This window comes from Pseudoalteromonas sp. 11L1 (assembly GCF_055397545.1).
This window is the reverse complement of sequence record NZ_AP041141.1, coordinates 3,349,649-3,366,253: the sequence shown is the minus strand read 5'-3', so window position 1 is coordinate 3,366,253 and position 16,605 is coordinate 3,349,649. Positions and strand designations below refer to the sequence as shown.

At 40.9% G+C, this 16,605-nt stretch carries 13 protein-coding genes; 9 read left to right on the top strand and 4 right to left on the bottom strand.

Annotated elements, in window-relative coordinates:
- Positions 1 to 46 precede the first annotated feature (46 nt).
- The 4 genes from purL to ACZ5WS_RS15700 all read left to right on the top strand — a co-directional run bounded on the left by purL (position 47) and on the right by ACZ5WS_RS15700 (position 7,016).
- Positions 47 to 3,937, top strand: coding sequence for a phosphoribosylformylglycinamidine synthase (gene purL, locus ACZ5WS_RS15715; RefSeq protein WP_138605114.1), 3,891 nt, complete (start codon positions 47 to 49; stop codon positions 3,935 to 3,937).
- Between the two features lie 117 nt (positions 3,938 to 4,054).
- Positions 4,055 to 6,496, top strand: coding sequence for an intermembrane phospholipid transport YdbH family protein (locus ACZ5WS_RS15710; RefSeq protein WP_138605113.1), 2,442 nt, complete (start codon positions 4,055 to 4,057; stop codon positions 6,494 to 6,496).
- Entirely contained in the window at positions 6,489 to 6,671 is a 183-nt protein-coding gene (locus ACZ5WS_RS15705; RefSeq protein ID WP_008115575.1) for a YnbE family lipoprotein, read from the top strand. The genes ACZ5WS_RS15710 and ACZ5WS_RS15705 overlap by 8 nt, the downstream gene beginning before the upstream one ends.
- Before the next feature lie 9 nt (positions 6,672 to 6,680).
- Positions 6,681 to 7,016 carry a YdbL family probable chaperone protein gene (locus tag ACZ5WS_RS15700; protein ID WP_008115577.1) on the top strand — a complete coding sequence of 112 codons (336 nt, stop codon included), beginning with the start codon at positions 6,681 to 6,683 and terminating at the stop codon, positions 7,014 to 7,016.
- A 32-nt stretch (positions 7,017 to 7,048) separates the two neighbouring features.
- On the opposite strand, the gene ACZ5WS_RS15695 is transcribed toward ACZ5WS_RS15700, so the two are convergent.
- Positions 7,049 to 7,597, bottom strand: a complete 549-nt coding sequence (locus ACZ5WS_RS15695; protein WP_464709747.1) for a DUF1415 domain-containing protein — start codon at positions 7,595 to 7,597, stop codon at positions 7,049 to 7,051.
- Positions 7,594 to 8,877, bottom strand: coding sequence for a lipid IV(A) 3-deoxy-D-manno-octulosonic acid transferase (gene waaA / locus ACZ5WS_RS15690; RefSeq protein WP_138605108.1), 1,284 nt, complete (start codon positions 8,875 to 8,877; stop codon positions 7,594 to 7,596). Before waaA ends, ACZ5WS_RS15695 begins: the two co-directional genes overlap by 4 nt.
- A gap of 234 nt (positions 8,878 to 9,111) precedes the next feature.
- Here waaA and ACZ5WS_RS15685 point away from each other — a divergent pair, with 234 nt between their 5' ends.
- Positions 9,112 to 9,702: a D-sedoheptulose-7-phosphate isomerase gene (locus tag ACZ5WS_RS15685; RefSeq protein ID WP_008115583.1), complete on the top strand. Its 591-nt coding sequence runs from the start codon at positions 9,112 to 9,114 to the stop codon at positions 9,700 to 9,702.
- Positions 9,702 to 11,141 carry a bifunctional D-glycero-beta-D-manno-heptose-7-phosphate kinase/D-glycero-beta-D-manno-heptose 1-phosphate adenylyltransferase HldE gene (gene hldE, locus ACZ5WS_RS15680; RefSeq protein ID WP_464709742.1) on the top strand — a complete coding sequence of 480 codons (1,440 nt, stop codon included), beginning with the start codon at positions 9,702 to 9,704 and terminating at the stop codon, positions 11,139 to 11,141. The genes ACZ5WS_RS15685 and hldE overlap by 1 nt, the downstream gene beginning before the upstream one ends.
- A 63-nt stretch (positions 11,142 to 11,204) precedes the next feature.
- Here the strand turns inward: hldE and ACZ5WS_RS15675 are convergent, their stop codons facing one another.
- On the bottom strand, positions 11,205 to 12,752 hold the full coding sequence (locus ACZ5WS_RS15675) for a capsule assembly Wzi family protein (protein WP_138605105.1): 1,548 nt from the start codon (positions 12,750 to 12,752) through the stop codon (positions 11,205 to 11,207).
- 190 nt (positions 12,753 to 12,942) lie between these two features.
- On the opposite strand from ACZ5WS_RS15675, the gene ACZ5WS_RS15670 reads away from it, so the two are divergent.
- Complete coding sequence (locus ACZ5WS_RS15670) at positions 12,943 to 14,016, top strand: glycosyltransferase family 1 protein (protein ID WP_138605103.1); 1,074 nt, start codon at positions 12,943 to 12,945, stop codon at positions 14,014 to 14,016.
- A 31-nt stretch (positions 14,017 to 14,047) separates the two neighbouring features.
- Here ACZ5WS_RS15670 and ACZ5WS_RS15665 read toward each other — a convergent pair whose 3' ends face one another.
- Positions 14,048 to 14,782: a 3-deoxy-D-manno-octulosonic acid kinase gene (locus tag ACZ5WS_RS15665; RefSeq protein WP_138605101.1), complete on the bottom strand. Its 735-nt coding sequence runs from the start codon at positions 14,780 to 14,782 to the stop codon at positions 14,048 to 14,050.
- Positions 14,783 to 14,905: 123 nt separating this feature from the next.
- Between ACZ5WS_RS15665 and ACZ5WS_RS15660 the strand changes: the two genes are divergently transcribed.
- Positions 14,906 to 15,967, top strand: a complete 1,062-nt coding sequence (locus tag ACZ5WS_RS15660) for a glycosyltransferase family 9 protein (RefSeq protein ID WP_464709735.1) — start codon at positions 14,906 to 14,908, stop codon at positions 15,965 to 15,967.
- Positions 15,964 to 16,533, top strand: coding sequence for a D-glycero-beta-D-manno-heptose 1,7-bisphosphate 7-phosphatase (gmhB, locus tag ACZ5WS_RS15655; protein ID WP_138605098.1), 570 nt, complete (start codon positions 15,964 to 15,966; stop codon positions 16,531 to 16,533). The genes ACZ5WS_RS15660 and gmhB overlap by 4 nt, the downstream gene beginning before the upstream one ends.
- Positions 16,534 to 16,605 lie beyond the last annotated feature (72 nt).

Sequence of the window (16,605 nt, the reverse complement as noted above, 5' to 3'; positions counted from 1 at the left end):
CGCGCCTAAAATATCGTTCAATCCCTAACCCCGGGTGAAATTACTTATGTTGATCCTTCGTGGTGCACCAGCACTTTCAGAGTTCAGAGTTAATAAAATTTTAGCGCGTTGCCAACAATCGCAACTTCCTGTCACCAATGTATATGCCGAATACGCTCACTTTGCCGATTTAACATCGCCATTAGACACTGATGAGCAAACCAAACTTGAAAAGTTATTAACCTATGGACCAACAATTGCTGAGCATACGCCAGCGGGTCAGTTGGTATTAGTAACGCCTCGACCTGGTACTATTTCGCCATGGGCTTCAAAAGCGACTGATATCGCTCATAACTGTGGGCTTAAACAAGTTCACAGGGTTGAACGTGGTATTGCTTACTATGTTGAAGGTGATTTAAGTACAGAGCAGCTTACACACGTTATTGCGCTTCTTCATGACCGTATGACTGAAGCTACTCATAGTAAATTAGAAGATGCAGCGCAGTTATTTCGCAGTGATGCACCTCGCCAAATGTCATCAGTTGATATTTTAGGTGGCGGCCGCGAAGCATTAGCCGTAGCCAATATAGAGCAAGGGTTTGCACTTGCTGATGATGAAATTGACTACTTAGTGGAAAACTTCATCAAGTTAGGGCGCAATCCTAACGACATCGAATTATTCATGTTTGCACAAGCAAACTCAGAGCATTGTCGTCATAAAATATTTAATGCTGATTGGACTATCGATGGTATTGAACAGCCAAAGTCGCTGTTTAAAATGATTAAAAATACCTTTGAGCATAACCCTGAAAATGTACTGTCTGCTTATAAAGATAACGCAGCCGTAATGAAAGGCTCAAAGGCGGGTCGCTTCTTCCCGAATGCGCAAGGTGAATATGCGTATCATCAAGAAGACATTGAAATATTAATGAAGGTTGAAACCCATAACCACCCAACGGCAATTGCGCCCTTTTCTGGTGCGGCAACAGGGTCGGGCGGTGAGATTCGCGATGAAGGTGCAACTGGCCGTGGTTCAAAACCAAAAGCCGGCTTAGTGGGCTTTACTGTATCTAACTTACGTATTCCTGGTTTTGAACAACCTTGGGAAAGTGATTTTGGTAAGCCAGGGCGCATAGTGAATGCCCTTGATATTATGACTGAAGGCCCATTAGGTGGTGCTGCGTTTAATAATGAGTTTGGCCGTCCTAATCTTTTAGGTTATTTCCGTACATACGAAGAAAAAGTAACGAGTCACAATGGTGAAGAGGTACGTGGTTACCACAAGCCAATTATGCTTGCCGGTGGTTTAGGTAATATTCGTGCTGATCATGTTCAAAAAGGCGATATTCCAGTAGGCGCAAAACTGATTGCGCTTGGCGGCCCTGCAATGAACATTGGTTTAGGCGGTGGTGCTGCATCTAGCATGGCATCGGGTCAATCAAACGAAGATTTAGATTTTGCTTCTGTTCAACGTGAAAACCCAGAAATGGAACGTCGTTGTCAAGAAGTAATCGACAAATGTTGGCAGCTAGGTGATGCAAATCCTATTGCGTTTATACATGATGTGGGCGCTGGTGGTTTATCAAATGCATTCCCTGAGCTTGTAGATGATGGTGGCCGTGGTGGTAAATTCCAACTGCGTGACATCCCTAATGATGAGCCGGGCATGGCACCACACGAAATTTGGTGTAATGAATCGCAAGAGCGATATGTGCTTGCTGTGGGCGTTGAAGACTTTGCACGCTTTGAAGCAATTTGTAAGCGTGAGCGCGCACAATATGCAGTTATTGGTGAAGCAACAGAAGAGCGTCATTTAACGGTTGCAGATAGTCATTTTGATAACAGCCCTGTAGATTTACCATTGGATGTATTACTAGGTAAAGCACCTAAAATGCATCGTGATGTTACGTCGCAACAAGTAGTCGGTACTGCATTAAATGTAGAGGCAATTAATCCTGCGGATGCAGCGCAGCGTTTATTACGTTTACCAACCATTGCAGAAAAAACCTTCCTGATTACTATTGGCGATCGCTCTGTAACTGGTTTAGTAGCGCGCGATCAAATGGTAGGCCCATGGCAAGTGCCTGTGGCTAACTGTGCAGTTACCGCAGCAACTTACGATACCTACCACGGTGAAGCTATGTCACTAGGTGAACGTACTCCAGCGGCATTACTTAATTATGGCGCCTCTGCACGTTTGGCTGTGGCCGAGTCTCTTACAAATATTGCTGGTACTAATATTGGTAGTCTTGAGAACATTAAGCTATCTGCTAACTGGATGGCGGCTGCAGGTCACCCTGGTGAAGACGCAGGTTTATATGAAGCGGTAAAAGCTGTTGGTGAAGAGTTATGTCCAGCACTTGGGTTAACAATCCCAGTAGGTAAAGACTCGATGTCGATGAAAACGACATGGAAAAATGAAGATGATACAACTGAGCAATCAGTAACATCGCCTTTATCACTGATTATTACAGCCTTTGGCCGTGTTGACGATGTACGTAAAACGGTGACTCCACAGCTGCGCACTGATAAGGGCGACACTTCGCTTATTTTAGTTGATTTAGGTGCGGGTAAAAACCGTATGGGCGCATCAAGCCTTGCACAAGTTTATAAGCAGCTTGGTGATGTTACTCCTGATGTAGACAGCCCTGAGTTACTAAAAGGCTTTTATAATGCTATGCAGGCGCTAGTGGCTGATAGCAAGTTACTTGCGTATCACGACCGTTCAGACGGTGGCTTGTTTACTACTATTGCTGAAATGGCGTTTACCGGACATACCGGTGTAACCGTAGATTTAGCGACTTTGACTGGCTCGGATATTGAAGCGCTTTATAACGAAGAGTTAGGTGCTGTAATTCAAGTAGCAAACAGTGATTTAGATGCTGTAAAAGCTGTATTTGAGCAGCATGGTGTTGCCGCAATTAGCCATGTGATTGGCTCGCTTAATAATGACGATAACATTGTATTTAATCGTGGTGAGCAAACAGTACTTAATCATACGCGTACTGAGCTTCGTACAATTTGGGCCGAAACAACCTATCAGATGCAAGCGCGTCGTGATAACCCTGAGTGTGCTAAGCAAGAATTTGACGCTAAATTTGATGCAAAAGACCCAGGCTTAAACGTTAAACTTAACTTTGACTTAAACGAAGATATAGCTGCACCGTACATTGCGACAGGTGCTAAGCCACAAATGGCTATTTTACGTGAGCAAGGCGTTAACTCGCACCTAGAAATGGCTGCTGCGTTTAACCGTGCTGGTTTTGCTGCGGTAGATGTTCACATGAGTGATATTTTAGAAGGTCGTTTAACGCTTGAACAGTTTAAAGGTTTAGTGGCGTGTGGTGGCTTCTCTTACGGTGACGTATTAGGCGCTGGTGAAGGCTGGGCTAAGTCAATATTGTTTAACGATATGGCACGCGATCAGTTCCAAAGCTTCTTCCATCGTGAAGATACCTTTAGCTTAGGTGTATGTAACGGTTGTCAGATGCTATCAACATTAAAAGAGTTGATTCCAGGTACTGAACATTGGCCGCGCTTTGTAACTAATAAGTCAGAGCGTTTTGAAGCACGCTTTAGTCTGGTTGAAATTCAAGAAAACCCATCGGTGTTCTTTAATGGGATGGCAGGTTCACGTATGCCAATTGCAGTTTCTCATGGTGAAGGTCATGCAGAATTTGCAAACGATGCGGCAACTAAGGCTGCACTTGCAAGCGGCACCGTAGCGGTTAAGTTTGTTGATAACTACGGTAATCCAACAACACAGTACCCAGCAAACCCGAATGGTTCACCTGAGGGGATCACGGGTATTACATCAACAGATGGTCGTGCAACTGTAATGATGCCACACCCTGAACGTGTATTCCGTGCGGTTGCTAACTCTTGGCACCCAGATGAGTGGGCTGAGGATAGCCCATGGATGCGTATGTTTAGAAATGCGCGTAAAAATGTAGGTTAATATACACGCTAGATTCATGATCTAGATGTAAGATAAAAAGGCTGCCTTGTGCAGCCTTTTTTGTTTAGACTGTTCAAGGTTCAAGGTTCAAGGTTCAAGGTTCAAATTAAGGATAGTATGATCAAACGCATCGCATGGGGAATCGTGTTTTTATTTCTGAGTGTTCTAACACTGGGTTATGTATTTCGTATGCCTATAACTCAATGGGCTATAGCGCCATCTTTGAGCCAATCTGGCGTTGAACTACATTGTTTAGATTGGTCACTAAATGCAAATATTAGCTTAAACGTAAACCGGTTATGTTTGACTTACCAAGGCCATCAAATTGAGCTTGGTGGCATTGTGGCTGATACAAAAAAAATAACTGTTGGCCGCGCTAATCTTCGTTTAAATGATAGCGAGAGTGTCTCAACAAGTAATAACTCCTTCAAAAAGCTGGCACTTAGTTTACCCAAAGAGCGGCCGAAAATTGATATCAAAAGATTGTTAATTACCCACCCACAACTTCATGATGAATTAGTGGTTAGCATTGGTGAAGAGAAGCTAAATACATTTGTGATTTCAGGTGATGCAATCGCAGAGGTAACAGTCAGCAATCATAAAATTACTGGTCACTTTAAGTTAGTTGATGGATTACTAACAAAGCTAAAGCCGATACCCGCGCTTTCATTAAACAGTGGGCATGAGTTCACCTTTGATGGGTTATCCGTTGATATAAAATCAAACATAGATGCTGAGTTTACACAGCAATTTAGTAAATGCCCAGTAACGCTAAAGGCTTTTGGTGATATGAATATTTACTATCACTTTAACGATAAAAAAGCCTTGTTAAATACACAGCAATTAACCAGCTTGGTAACGTTTGATAGTGATTGTTTGGCACTTATAAACAATCAATCACAGCGTGAATTTGTAGCCAAGCAGCTGCCGTTAAAATGGCAATTGATGCTCAGTGATACGGCAAAGTTTGAAAACGGACAACTTGTTATACCGTCAATGCTATTAAACACTAAAAATAGTGAAACGAAGCTGAGCCTGAAAAACCTAGCAATTAATGTTCAGCAGCCGTTAGAGTATGCCAAAGGCAATATTAAGTTATTGTTTATCAGCGAAGGTATTGAGCATATAGAAATAGATGCAGCTTTAAATAACTTGGCTGTGAATGGCAACTACCAATTAAACGTCGATGAGCTGCCTGGTTTTTTACCTGTATCAGCTAAAAAGGTAGCAAGCACTGGCCTATTTCAAATAGAGAATGTTTTACAGCGTCAGCAAAATGCGAAAATAACCAGCGAGATTGGTTTTGCTGAGCTTAGTTTTGATAAATTAACAGTAAAGGGCTACAAGGCACAGTTTACGACTGAGATTGACGATAAACAAAATATCAACGCAAGCTTGGATAGCCATTTACGCTCAGTGGCTTATGAGCAATACCAAGTGCGTGGTGTAAATAATCAATTATCAGCATCTTCTAGTTTGGCTGTTGGCGAATTATTTGTCGATTTAAACAGTGAAACTAAACTTACCCAACTTAACAGTGATCTTTTAAACCTAAGTAATATTCGCATAAGCTCTAAAGGCCTGCAAAGTCGGGCGCTTCAAGCCTCACATCATGTATTTATTGATGGTATTGAGTTGGTAGCCAGTCACCACATATCTGCTGTGGAACACCCATTTGAGATAACAGTTGCAGATCAAGCTGTGACTAAATTTAACCCTGTTTTACAGCAGTTTGAACCATTAGCCACGCTGACCGACGGTAGCTTTAATGGAGTTGTTCGCGGAGATGTTAATTTACAGCAGGCTGAGTTTGCATTTCAAGTCGAACAGGTAAGTGGCTTATACAACGATTATTTAGCTAAGCATTTTAGCAGTCGCTTAACGGGTTCTTATGATTCAGGGCAGCTTAATGTGGCTCCTACTACATTTGAATTAAATGAGTTACGAGCAGGTGCTGTTGTGAGTAACATTGTCGGTAATTTTAGTGTTGAGAACTCTATTGCTCGCGCTGAAGAAATAACTGCTGATGTACTTGGTGGTCGTTTTGCTTTGGATAGCTACAAAGTGACGGAAAAAGCGCAGCAGTCTTTGGTCACATTTGAAAATATTGATGCGAGTAAACTTATTACCTTAGATGATAAATCGGGCATTACACTAACTGGTCGAGTGAATGGCCGCTTACCCGTTTACTTTGATCAACAAGGTATTTCGGTAAAATCCGGTGAATTATCTAACCAAGGAACAGGTAAACTAGTTATTACTGACAATGCAGCTTTTGATGCAGTTAAAGCTCAGCAACAAGAACTGGACCCGATTTTAAGCTTGTTGGAAGATTTAGACATTCAGAGCTTAAACAGTAGTGTTGACTTAAAGCCTGACGGTTGGCTTTATTTAGGTGTAAACTTAAAGGGATACAATAAGGAACAGGCGCAGCAAGTTAACTTTAATTACAACCATGAAGAAAATGTTTTTACACTCTTAAGAGCATTGCGCTTAAGTGATGAAATTACTCAAAAAGTTGAACAAGAGTATTCAACAAAAGGAACTAAAAATGACTAAATGGCTGATAATACTTACAGCACTGGGGTTGCTTAGTGCATGTACGCACCGCGTTGAAGTGGCAGCGAAAGAGCCTATCACCATTAATTTAAATGTGAAGGTTGATCATGAAATTCGCGTAAAAGTTGATAAAGAGCTAGATGACTTATTTAGCGATGACAGTGAGTTATTCTAAGGAGCAATTATGAGTTTATTAAAAAATAAAAAGTTAAATGTGATCACACTTCTAAGTGCCGCTTTATTGTCATTTTCTGCTTGGGCAATTAGTTTAGATGATGCTAAAAACCAAGGGCTTGTGGGTGAAGATAGCTCAGGTTATTTAGGTTTGGTTGTACAAAATGCAGAGGCTAAAGCGGTTGTTGATGAAATTAACGCAAAGCGCAAAGCACAATATTTAAAACTTGCGAAAAAGAACAACCTGTCACTTGCTCAAGTAGAAGCACTAGCGGCGGCAAAAACCATTGAAAAAACCCAAGCAGGGCATTTCGTTGAAGTTAATGGTGAGTGGGTTAAAAAATAACTCTGCGCATAATTAAAAACCAAAAACCGAGCTTATGCGCTCGGTTTTTTGCAATTTTTAAGTAGCTGCTGCCAAAAGTGAATGCCTTTACGGCGAGCTAAGTTGATATTGTGTTCAGGAATTGACTCCGGCTCGTTGTATTCATCTAGTGCCGCGCTCATACTTGCCTCACGTATTAAGTGTAAAGTAGGAAAAGGCGAGCGATTAGTATAATTTGCAGCGTCATCTTCATCACTATCAGCAAAAACATAGTCAGGATGAAAGTTTGCAATTTGGTACTTCCCCTCAAAACCTTGTGCAACTAATAGCGCATTGGCTAAATCAACAAGGTCTAAAAAATCTTCAAAATCAGTAAAGCCATTATCAAGTATTAATAAAGTTGTTTCACGCTGAGGATCACGGTCAAGCTGGGTACATTGTTCAAGCATATCCATAACAGCATCATCAATTTTTGAGGTGTTACTAATGGTGTAGTGAATGCAGTTATTTTCAACTTCTTTACGGGCAAATGGACAAAAATTGTATTTTACAATCACAGCGCTTACCCATTCACGGGTTTGAGATATAGCTAAGTTGGTCACGGTTTTGGCTCTAAATAAGGAGTTATAATAGCAAGCGTTTTGGCAATAGCGCCTTGGTTTTTAGCAACGCACTGAGCTGCTTTACTACCAAGAATATCACACGCTTTGGTGTTTTTAATCAAGCGAAGCAATGCAAGCGCCAGTTCGTCAGTATTTTCAACCTCATGGGCGCCTTTTAGTCTAATAAGTTCAGGGTAAACATGGTTAAAGTTGTAGGTATGAGGGCCGGTAAGTATACCCACTGCAAAAGCTGCAGACTCTAATGGGTTATGGCCACCACGGCGAATTAAACTGCCACCAATAAAGCTAATATTAGCGGCACCATATAGATATTGTAATTCACCTAATGTGTCGGCTAACACAACTTGTTCATTGTTATAATTTTTTTGACTGCGACGACTAAAGCTAAGATTCGAGTGAGTCAGTAGCTCTGCAACTTTATCAAATTGTTCGGGGTGACGTGGCGCAATGATCAGCAAAGCGTCAGGATGTGTTTCTAGTAGTTGCTGGTGGGCTGCTAAAATAAACTCATGCTCTATAGGGTGTGTAGAACCTGCGACCCATATAAAGCGTTCTGCTTTTTTATAATATTGCTTTAAAGAGGCTACTTTATCGAGTTGTGCAGTGGTTGGGGTAATATCAAATTTTATTGATCCCGTTACATGGCTTTTTTTAGCAGGTAGCCCTAATTCAATAAAGCGATTTGCATCGGTTTTGTCGTGACTTGCAAGTGCGGTAATTGATTGCATGATACTGCGAGTTAGCTGGGCCACTTTTTCGTAGCCTTGCTGAGACTTTTCAGATAGACGTGCGTTAACTACCAATACAGGTATATTTTGTTTGTACGCATTAGCCATTAAGTTCGGCCATAGTTCAGTTTCTAAAATACAGAGTAATTGCGGTTTTACTCGTTTTAAAAAGCGAGTGGTGGCCATAGGAAAATCAATTGGTAAATAACTAACAGCAACGCTGTTTTTAAATTGTGCGGTAACTTGCTCTCGTCCTGTTGGAGTATTGCAGGTAATTAAAATATTTAACTGCGGTTGTTCATGTTGTAGGGCTTTAATTAAAGGAGTGGCAGCTAACACCTCGCCCACAGAAGCACAATGAAATACAACCGGTTTGTTGTTATTTGAAAATAAAGCGCGGCTTATGAAGCCAAAACGTTCCTTAAAATAAGCGCGATATCCTGCGTTTTTTTTACCTCTTAATACATATAAGTAAAATACGATCAGCGGGCTAATAATAATTAATGCGAGTGAATAAAAAAGGCGTGCCATACTGTGCTTTATGTAAATGAAAGTGACGCTAGTTTAACGTGAAATCGTTTTTATCTAAATACACCAATATAAAATAGCTACTTGAAAAAGGTAACAACGCAAAAACCCTTCTTTATCTGAATAATAACTTTCTGCCCGTGCTTTAATTTAGTTATATAGAGGTGATTTGGCTATAAAATTATGGAATAATGAAATTAATTTTTCCTGCCATTTCAGTTCCAAGAGGAATATCTCATGTCAATTATAGATTCAGTGGCAACTAGCTACCTAGAAAGTTTAAATCGTCACCAAGTATTGTTCGAAACCATGGAGGCGTATCATCAAGAGGTAATGCAGTTGTTAGAAGCATGTCATAGTGCTTTACAGGCTGGTGGTAAGGTTGTTTGGTTTGGTAATGGCGGCAGTGCGGCTGATGCTCAGCATTTGGCTGCAGAGTTTGTGGTACGTTATAAGTTAGAGCGAGGACCGTTAGCGTCTATTGCTCTAACCACAGACACCTCTATTTTAACAGCGCACAGTAATGACTATCATTTTGACACAGTATTTGAACGCCAAGTTCAGGCGTTATGTAAACCTGAAGATATTGTAATTGGCTTAACTACATCGGGCACCAGTAATAATATTAATTTAGCGTTAGAAGCCGCTAATAAAATAGGAGCATTCACTGTTGCATTTACAGGTCGCGATGGAGGTAAAGTAAAAGACATCGCTAAGTTACCTATTATTATTAAAAATGATGAAACAGCCCGTATTCAAGAGGCGCACATGTTTATTGGCCATTGGCTGTGTGAAGCCATGGATATGGTTGTTGCGGAGCAGCAGTAATGGATTTATCGCTATTAAAAAACTTATCAGCAGCGCGTATTTTAGTGGTTGGTGACGTTATGCTCGACCGCTACTGGTATGGTGATTCTGGCCGTATTTCGCCGGAGGCACCAGTACCCGTTGTAAAAGTCAGTAAATTTGAAGACAAAGCCGGTGGTGCCGCAAATGTGGCTAAAAATATAGCCCGTCTAGATGGCAAAGTAGGTTTACTCGGCCTAATTGGCGAGGATGAAAGCGGACAAATTTTAGAAAACATTCTAGAAGGTGAAAAAATAAATTCACAGCTTGTGAGTGTATGTGATTTGCCCACTATTTCTAAAATGCGGGTGATCAGTCGTCATCAGCAAGTTGTGCGTTTAGATTTAGAAGAGGCTTTTAATGAGTCTCATAGCCAGTTGTTATTAAATCGATTAGAGCTGGTGTTGAGTGATTACGACTTTATTGTATTTTCTGATTACAACAAAGGCTCACTTGCGTTAATCAAAAAAATGATTTCGGTTGCTAAAAAAGCAGGAAAAACTGTGCTTGTTGACCCTAAATCATCTGATTTAGAGTTGTACCGAGGGGCTGATTACATAACCCCTAATTTAAATGAGTTTAAATTAGCAGGTGGTCAAGTTGGCTCAGAAGAGTTGCTTGCTAGCAGCGCGCGTACCCTGATCAGTGATGCGGGTATTAACGCCATGCTACTAACACGCTCAGAACAAGGTATGTCATTAATTGATGCAACGCAAAAGCATGACTTTGCAGCGCAACAACTCGAAGTAAGTGATGTAACCGGTGCGGGCGATACTGTTATTGCTACATTAGCTGTAATGCTAGGTGCGGGTATGACCGCCAAAGATGCAGTCGAAATTGCAAACTTAGCTGCCGGTATTGCAGTAAGTAAATTGGGAGCGGCGACCGTTTCTCCTGAAGAGTTGAGCCGCAAGTTAGGCCAATACTTACAAGCCACTGGCGAGCATTATCAAACCCCATTTGATGATGTATTACAACATATTGAATTTGCAAAGCAAAATGGAGAAACCATTGTATTTACTAATGGTTGTTTTGATATTTTGCATGCAGGCCATGTGCGCTATTTAGCGCAAGCTAAAGCGCGTGGTGATAGATTAGTGGTTGGTTTAAATAATGATGAATCCATTGCCCGTTTAAAAGGCCCTGAGCGCCCAATTAACCCATTAGATGAGCGTGCTATGGTTTTAAGTGCATTAGCCTCAGTTGATTGGGTTATTCCGTTTGGCAGTGAGGCTGAAAATGACACTCCAGCAAAGCTAATTGAGCAAATTAGCCCAGATATTCTTGTTAAAGGTGGTGATTACACTGTTGAGCAAATTGCTGGTGCTGAGCACGTGTTGCGTCATGGCGGAAAGGTAGAAGTGCTTGAGTTTTTAGATGGTTGCTCTACATCAAAAGTGATTAGCAAAATAAAAAGCTAGCTAGTTAGTGAAATAAAAAAGGGGATAAACTTTGGTTTATCCCCTTTTTTAATGCTTGCAAAACTAAAAGTTATATTCGAACTTTGCAAATGCAGACGTATCGTTTTCTGCTCCATCGTTATTAGAGGCAAGTCCACCAAGGGTCAAGCGCCCCCCCATGGCAAGCATTCTGTAACGTACTTCAAGCTGTTTAGAGCTAAATGCTGTTTTGGTAATCGAGTTACCTAAGTCTGGGTTATTTGGGTATCTATCACGGTTGTCGCTGTTGTAGTCTATATCACGTAATTTTACTTGCCAGTCAGTTCCGCTTGAGAGTTGCCCAAGTACGGTTAACACTAGCGATTGCGCATCATTATCATAGGTAGAGCCGATAGGGCGACCATGGTAACGATACCCTGAATTATAAATACTGTGCTCATAGAAGCAGTTTTCAGTTGCTGATGTGGCAGAACACGCTACGCCGGTATCAGTGTATTCTAGGTTAAATAAAATATTCTGATTATAAATACGAGTCGTAGTTTGTATTCCACCAAGATAGCCTCTGTCTACTGGCTTAATGCCGCCACTGGTATCTTCACCAATCGTGCTTGCATATACCGCATAAGGTTGATTAAACAAAGTGTCAGACCAACGAATATCAAAGCCCGCGAGTTGATTACCCAAGCGAGTTATAAGCTCACCATCACAATCATTGGTACCATCAACACATTCACCTCCGCCGGTTATTAAATCAAAAAAATCGCCTGCTGAACTGGGTTGTCCCTTGCCAGCCCATTGTGCTGACCAACTAAAGCCAATTTCTAATTGTTGAATTGGACGAAGATTTAAACGAGTACTCCATAATAATGCATCAGGTACAACTCGGGTTGACTCAAGCTTAGCCATTTGTGCTGTAAAGCTCCACTGACCAATCCAGCTAAGCCAAGGCGTTTCGAACGCGCTACTTTGTTCTCGGCTGAGGCTTATTGCGGGAAGTGGCTTTGAATTACCAGACATAATTAAGCTGTTATCAACACCTGGGCCCCAAAATTGCTCAACGGCACCTGCTCTTACAATCCAATTACCCATACGATAAGCTAAATAGCTGTCATCTAAAGAGGTATCATTACAGTCTGTTAGTACTTGCTCATTTTTGGCTATATCGTCAGTTGTTTTGCCATTGACTAAACAGTTTTTGCCATCACTGCGATGATTAAGCGCAACTTTAGCCGCAAAGTTATGTCCTAGGTAAGCATAAGCTGCTGTTAATTCAGACTCTTGAGTATTTGTTGCCCCAAAGCTAGTAACGGCTAATGGATCTGAGTTGGCGGAAGCTGAAAGTTGTACACTATGAGAGCCACTATTTTCTGACTTATAACGATGTTTCACACGCAATAACGCATCCTGCAGGCGAGGAGATAATTGTTCTAACGTCGTATTATTTACATCATTAATAAAGCTTTTCCACATTAATGGATACGTTGTTACTGGCGCTAAAATAATGCCAGCATCGGCAAGCTGTTGTATATCAGCTCTAAGACCATAGTCATCAGGCTTTACCCAGGGTTCAGCATTCACGGTTGTGGTTACGGCACAAAAAAGTGAAGAGAGTATAAAAATTTTGTTTCGCAAAGCTCAGATCCTTGTGATTTTAATTGCGGCTAAGTCTAGCAATCTACGCCTTTTATTGCAGTAATTAAATCAACTCATTAAACAAAGGTTAGCTAAAAAATATTACTCTGGAACAGATTAAAACACTGTAGCTCTATCGTAAAAAAGATGGCGTTGATATACTCGCTGCAAAGGAAAAGCAGAGATAGTAATGAGCAACAAACGACTTTTATTTATTCCCGTGTCATCGCCAGAAGGTATTGGTGAATATATGCGCTCATTACAGCTAGCTCATACTCTTACCTCAGAGTACGACAAGCAGTTAGATATTCATTTCATTTTAAATAAGCACACGGCTTACGCTAAAAGTTGCCCGTTTCCTACTTTACTGTTAAATCAATCGGCAACAAAAGAAAACACACGTGTATGTCAGTTTATTGAGCAATACAAACCAGATGTGGTGCTATTTGATTGCGCAGGGCGAGCAGAACAAATGAAGGCCGCGAGAAGTGTGGGTGCTATAGTGGTTTTTATTTCTCAGCATACAAAAAAACGGGCAAAGGGCTTAAAGCTAAATAGAGCGGGTCTTATTGATACTCATTGGGTGGTTCAGCCTGATTACTGTATCGACCCTCTTTCATGGTATGAAAAACTAAAGCTCAATATGCTGCAGTTGGCATACCCTAAAAATGTAGGACCATTTACCGTTTTTGCTTCCAAGCAACAAAAAAGTGATGTACTGACACGTTATAACTTACAAGAAAAAGAATTTTTTATCGTAAATGCAGGATCCGGTGGGCATACGATTAATGGGCAAAGCTGTGCTGATATCTATTATAAAGCAGGACTGATTATTGCGAAAAAAACGGGTTTAAAAGGGGTTGTGGTGTTTGGTCCTAACTATACGAGCCCATTACCAGATACCGATGAGCTTACTTGTTTAGCAAGTCTTCAGGGTGAAGAGTTTTTAGCCTTACTAAGTCAGGCAAAGGTGGCATTATTAAGCGCGGGTGATACTTTACTCCAAGCTATTGCCTTGCAAACCCCCACTATTGCGTGTGCTATTTCAAAAGATCAAGGTGAGCGCCTCACTCGTTGTACTCGCACAGAAGTGGTTTACCAGGCACAGCTTGATATTGTTGATATAAGTGAAAAAGTGCAAACGTTACTTACAGAGTCTCGTTATAAATATATTATTGATAAGTATTCTACTTTAGAAACAATCCACAGCTTTGATATTATTACACAAGGTTTGAAAAACATGTTGTTTGATAATACTTATTAGTTATCAAAAGTGTAGTTTTCAGGTTGTTGATTTAGCAAGTTTTTTGGAATTCGAGCTCTTGGTTGTATTGGTTGCCTAATGTTTGCCAATCGTTTTGCTGCCAATGAAAGTTACTATTGCGGCTTTGCTCTTTTAAAAAGGAGCGCTGTAAGCGAGACATATTGCTTTGTTGCCATTTTTTATGGGGAACTTTTATTTCGCCACGGTCAAAGTCGATAATGTAAACGTCACCAGAGTCATCAAATAAAATATTATTAATATTTAAATCAGCGTGATAAACCCCTTTACTATGAAATTGGGCAATAGTTTGCGCTATTTTTTTTATCTCAGCTTCACTCAATGTGCGTTCAATCAGTATATCTAATATACTTTTAGCGCCGCTAACCGCTTCAGTAATAATATCACCTCGGTAAATAAAGCCATGTCGGCTCACTTTAGCTGCAATAGGCTTTGGTACATTTAAGCCTAACTCTATTAATCGAGTCATTAAGCTAAACTCTTGATAAACGCGGGTATGCTCAAGTCCGAAGTATAAATATTGATCGCTGAGTAGTTTTCCTATTAGGCCGCCACGCCAATAATGGCGCAACACAGCCGTTAAATCTGCGTGTTTAAAAAACCAAGCAGTTGCACGCCCCTTTTTAGCGCCGACAATTTTTTGCTGTTGTTGCCAGAAATTGGGCTCAAACCAATCTAACTCTATTTCGGTGCTATATTGAGGATGGCTTAAAATGACATGGTTATTTTTGACGTGTTGATTAAACATAGCTCATAGAATTCGCTTAAATATGTGCACATATTAACGTGTTTTCAGGCTAAGGATAAGTACTTGCAATGACGCGATTATAATTTAAGATCGGGTTTAACTATTTTACTCCCAAGGAAACGTGTGACTTCAGCGCCTACTTACACATCAATTTGTATTTTACGTCTTTCTGCCATTGGTGATGTATGCCATGCAGTGAGTGCAGTACAAGCAATTCAAAAAGCGCATCCAAATGCTAAAATTACATGGGTGATAGGGAAGGTCGAGGCGATGCTGTTAGCAGATTTGCCTGGCGTTGAGCTTGTTGTATTTGATAAAAAACAAGGGAAAACGGCACTAAAACAGTTAAAGCAAACCTTCAAAGGGCAGTGTTTTGATGTACTGCTTAATATGCAAGTGGCTTTAAGAGCTGGTTTTGTCGCTCGCTGTATTCCTGCCAAAGTTAAAATTGGTTTTGACTGGGCTCGCTCAAAAGAGCTACATAGTTTATTTATTAATAAACGCATTAAAGCCCAGTCTCAGGCGCATGTTTTAGAGGGGTTTAAAGGCTTTGCTCAAGCGATTGGTGTTGATGATTATGTCCCTGTTTGGAATATGCCCTACACCGACAAAGATCAAGCTAAAGCTGATGAGCTGTTAGGTGACGATTATTTATCACATAAGCTATTCGTTATTTCGCCAGCAGCAAGTAAAGCACAGCGTAACTGGTTAGCCGAACGCTATGCCGCGCTTGCGGATTATGCCAATGCGCAAGGTTTTAAAATAGTATTAACTGGTGGACCGACTGAACTGGAAATTAATTTAGCAAATAACATCATTAAGCACTCTGATTCACCCATTCTGAACTTGGTGGGTAAAACAAAACTCAAAGAATTATTGTGCGTACTTAAGCGTGCGGGTTTAGTACTTGCGCCCGATACAGGCCCAGCCCATATGGCGGTGACTGTTGGCACACCGGTTATTGGTCTATATGCGCATTCAAACCCAGCGCGAACGGGGCCTTATTTATACCAAGATTACGTGGTTGAGGTTTATCACCAAAACTTATTAAAGCAAACAGGTAAAACCGCCGAGCAATTACCTTGGGGTACTCGGGTTAAAGGCGATGATTTAATGAGTCAAATAACTACGGATACAGTAAAAGAAATGTTTGACCATGTTGTTAAAAAAGAGTCGTTATTATGAATGGTAAACACACAAATAAGGCGCTTTTTTTAGACCGTGATGGTGTAGTAAATGTTGATCATGGCTATGTATTTAAAAGCGAAGAGTTTGAATTTATAGAGGGTGTGTTTTCAACGTGTAAAGCATTTTATGACGCGGGCTACAAAATAATTGTTGTAACGAACCAATCAGGGATTGGTCGAGGTTATTACTCAGAAGCCGATTTTTTTGCCCTTAACACATGGATGAAAGCGCAGTTTAGTCATCATCAAATTGAAATTACTGATGTTTACTTTTGTCCTCATCATCCTGAAAATGCATTACCAGCGTATTTAACAGATTGCGATTGCAGAAAGCCAGCGCCTGGTATGTTACTTCAAGGAATGAAAGATCATCATATCGACCCTGCACTGAGTTTGATGGTGGGGGACAAACGAGGTGATATGCAAGCTGCTATAAGCGCCAATATACGCACTAAAGTATTGGTACGTTCGGGGCAAACAGTTGATGAGCAAGCCGTAAAGTCCGCTGACTATGTTTGTGACTCAATCAAGGAACTTCCTGTTTTGCTTGCTGATCTCATTTAATATATATCTCATGCCTGTAAACTGGCAGCTTTTCCTGCCAATTAGCTAATTTGCGACGAATGACAAACAGTG

Coding starts and splice junctions, on each gene's coding strand:
- hldE (WP_464709742.1), top strand. CDS start 9,702: ATGGATTTATCGCTATTAAAAAACTTATCAGCAGCGCGTATTTTAGTG.
- ACZ5WS_RS15670 (WP_138605103.1), top strand. CDS start 12,943: ATGAGCAACAAACGACTTTTATTTATTCCCGTGTCATCGCCAGAAGGT.
- ACZ5WS_RS15710 (WP_138605113.1), top strand. CDS start 4,055: ATGATCAAACGCATCGCATGGGGAATCGTGTTTTTATTTCTGAGTGTT.
- ACZ5WS_RS15705 (WP_008115575.1), top strand. CDS start 6,489: ATGACTAAATGGCTGATAATACTTACAGCACTGGGGTTGCTTAGTGCA.
- ACZ5WS_RS15700 (WP_008115577.1), top strand. CDS start 6,681: ATGAGTTTATTAAAAAATAAAAAGTTAAATGTGATCACACTTCTAAGT.
- gmhB (WP_138605098.1), top strand. CDS start 15,964: ATGAATGGTAAACACACAAATAAGGCGCTTTTTTTAGACCGTGATGGT.
- ACZ5WS_RS15685 (WP_008115583.1), top strand. CDS start 9,112: ATGTCAATTATAGATTCAGTGGCAACTAGCTACCTAGAAAGTTTAAAT.
- purL (WP_138605114.1), top strand. CDS start 47: ATGTTGATCCTTCGTGGTGCACCAGCACTTTCAGAGTTCAGAGTTAAT.
- ACZ5WS_RS15665 (WP_138605101.1), bottom strand. CDS start 14,782: ATGTTTAATCAACACGTCAAAAATAACCATGTCATTTTAAGCCATCCT.
- waaA (WP_138605108.1), bottom strand. CDS start 8,877: ATGGCACGCCTTTTTTATTCACTCGCATTAATTATTATTAGCCCGCTG.